The following is a 2,822-nucleotide window of genomic DNA, read 5'->3' as shown; positions in this document are numbered from 1 at the left end:
ATAAATATATAAAATAAAAATCAGATATCACTGATTATTTTAAGAAGGACAAAAACATGCAGATCAGAAATTTATTCTATAAAGAAAAAATAATTACATGTATTTTTATACTAATTGCTGTTATCGGTGGAATATTGATTTATATATTTTTATCCAGATCGGCAAATGATGAGAAAATCCAGGGAGATTTTAACGAGGTTCTTGTTGCATCAAACCATATTGCTCCCGGCAGTTTCATAGTGGAGGAAAATGTTAATATTCAGAGAATTCCAAAAAATATATTTTCAGATTTGTTTATCAGCGATATTGAATTAATAAAAAATAAAATAGTCATTGAAGCTATTGAATCCGGAGAAATAATTTCATATAGCAAATTTGAGGATTCTGAAGCATTTAATAAAAATAATTTTTCTTTTTCATCTTATATCCCCAAAGACAAGAAAGCTGTGACTATTCCTGTTTTATATTACGGGGATCCAAGCATGATAAAAATCGGTGACAAGGTAGATATTATTTCCACTTATTACAATCCTGATGAGGACAGCTTTACCGCCAGGACTATTCTGTCTGATAAGGAAATAATTTTTATTTCAGGCAGCAATAAGCAGGATCAGGCAGACAATGATATTAATGACAGTAAAAGCCAGTTTGAGTTACTGGATTTATATAACGGAAATCTTTCAGACGATGATACCGGAAAGCTCATGATTACTTTTTATTTAAACAGAGAGGAAACGGAAGACCTGTTCAAAAATCATGACAGAGGGGTGCTTCACCTGTCAATCTGTTCTTCGAAAGCGTGATTAAAAATGAAAAAATTTGGAAAAATAATTATTTTTACCGGAAGCAAAGGTGGCTGTGGTCAGAGCTTTATAGCTAACTGTGTAGCAAATTATCTTGCCATAAAAACCAATTACAATATTCTGATGATTGACATGAATACAGGTTCAAGGGACTCAAGAACGCTTTATCATATTACAAATGAGGAAATAGTAACTCCTGCAGATATATGCCATGTAAAAAAGAAGCCATCTATTGAAGATATAAAAAATCTTATTGTAAATTTTGGTAATAGTCTCAGCTATATTTTTCCTCCGCTTCAGAAGCAGGACAAAACTTACAGTTATATGTTTATACAATATTTATTCAGGCAACTTGCAAATATTTTCGACCTGATTGTTGTCGATTGCGATATGCTTATTGATTTTAATATTAAAAACGGCAGTATTTTTGATTTATCCGATGAACTAATGATTGTGAGTCTTGCGGATAAAATATCTGTTTCAAATTTAAACTTGATAATAAGCTATTTTTTAAAAACAAAAGAGAGCCTGAGCATGAAAGTGATAATAAACAAATACAACATCAGGCCGGCGGTTTCTATCTTCAGATTGAATTCATTGGTCAGGTATCCGGTAAGCCAGTTTATACCCTATGACAGAGACATTGAAAATCTGTATTTGACAAAGGGACCATCGGGTATTTTTAAATATAACTTAAAGATTGTAAAAGATATAAGCCAGTTAGCCGAAGGCTTAACCGGGGTTATTACTGACCCTGACAATATTTAAATAAAATCACAGAAAATGCATATGTATAAGGGAATTGATTTGACAAAATCCGTACAGGATAAAATGTCCAGCACGCTGGATTTTTATGAAATAAGCAAATTATCTGAAAAAGAGCGTTTTATTAAAATTGAAGAATCTTTATACAGAATAATTAAGAGTGAAGAAATAAGGGTCTCAAAAAAAGATTTTAAAAATCTTATTTCAAGGATTTATGAGAATAGTTTTGGTTTTGGGCCCGTATCTTCTCTAATGAAAGATGCCGAAATATCCGAGGTTATGATAAATAACTTTGACACAGTATATTTTGAGAAAAGTGGAAAAATTCACAGGTCTGATATCAGGTTTGAAAACAATAAAAAAGTAAAAAATTTTGTTGATAAAATATTAAATCCTCTTGGCTTAAGGCTTGATGAAAGCTGTCCGATGGTGGACGCAAGAATAGGCGACGGTTCAAGGATAAATGCCGTAGTCAGTCCTGTCAATATTAATGATATATCCGTTACAATAAGAAAATTTATGAGAAATCTGAAAGATATTGATAGCTTGATAATGTGCGGCACGCTGAACAACAAACTGGCGGATTTAATGAAGATTCTTGTTCATGAAAAGGCAAACATAATTCTAACCGGCGCTACTTCTACGGGAAAAACAACTATGCTGAATATTCTTTCAGGTTTTATACCTAGAGATGAAAGAATTATAACCATAGAGGATACGGTAGAACTGAATTTGGAGATTGAAAATGTTGTAAGACTTGAAAGCAAGCCTCCCAATATTGAAGGAAAAGGAGAAATAACCATAAGAGATCTGGTAAGGAATTCAATGAGAATGAGACCTGACAGAATAATAGTCGGAGAAGTAAGAGGATCCGAGATCATAGACGTACTGCAAGCCATGAATACCGGACATAAAGGCTCAATGACTACAGTTCATGCAAATTCATGCCAGGACCTTATTTCAAGATTGGAAACCATGCTTATGATTGCAGGTTCCAATATAAGCACTCGCACAGCAAGAAAAATAATACTGTCTTCTGTTGAAATTATTATTTTTCTTGAAAGACTTAAAACAGGGGAAAGAGTAATATCAGAAGTTTGCAAGGTCATGGGCAGAACCAATGATAATATGGAGCTTTCAGAAATTGATTTAAAAAGTATATGCACTTTCGATAAGAAAAAACATCAGACAAAAAAATTCCACATAAAAGATTGTTTTAACTTCTGCGGGGATTTTTAAAGATATATTATTTTT

General features: G+C 32.5%; 3 protein-coding genes. All 3 read left to right on the top strand.

The annotated features are described in order from the left end of the window. Positions 1-56: 56 nt before the first annotated feature. The 3 genes from cpaB to GXZ93_04540 all read left to right on the top strand — a co-directional run bounded on the left by cpaB (position 57) and on the right by GXZ93_04540 (position 2,807). On the top strand, positions 57-803 hold the full coding sequence (cpaB, locus tag GXZ93_04550; GenBank protein HHT79049.1) for a Flp pilus assembly protein CpaB: 747 nt from the start codon (positions 57-59) through the stop codon (positions 801-803). A 6-nt stretch (positions 804-809) separates the two neighbouring features. Then, a complete protein-coding gene (locus GXZ93_04545) occupies positions 810-1,571 on the top strand; it encodes a ParA family protein (GenBank protein ID HHT79048.1) in 762 nt (253 codons plus the stop codon). 63 nt (positions 1,572-1,634) lie between these two features. Then, a complete protein-coding gene (locus GXZ93_04540; GenBank protein HHT79047.1) occupies positions 1,635-2,807 on the top strand; it encodes a CpaF family protein in 1,173 nt (390 codons plus the stop codon). The last annotated feature ends 15 nt before the right edge of the window (positions 2,808-2,822 follow it).

The sequence above is a fragment of the Actinomycetota bacterium genome, assembly GCA_012837825.1.
In the GTDB taxonomy this organism is placed as follows: Bacteria; Actinomycetota; Humimicrobiia; order Humimicrobiales; family Humimicrobiaceae; genus Humimicrobium.
The sequence above is the reverse complement of the archived record's forward strand: the minus strand, read 5'-3'. Positions and strand labels throughout refer to the sequence as shown.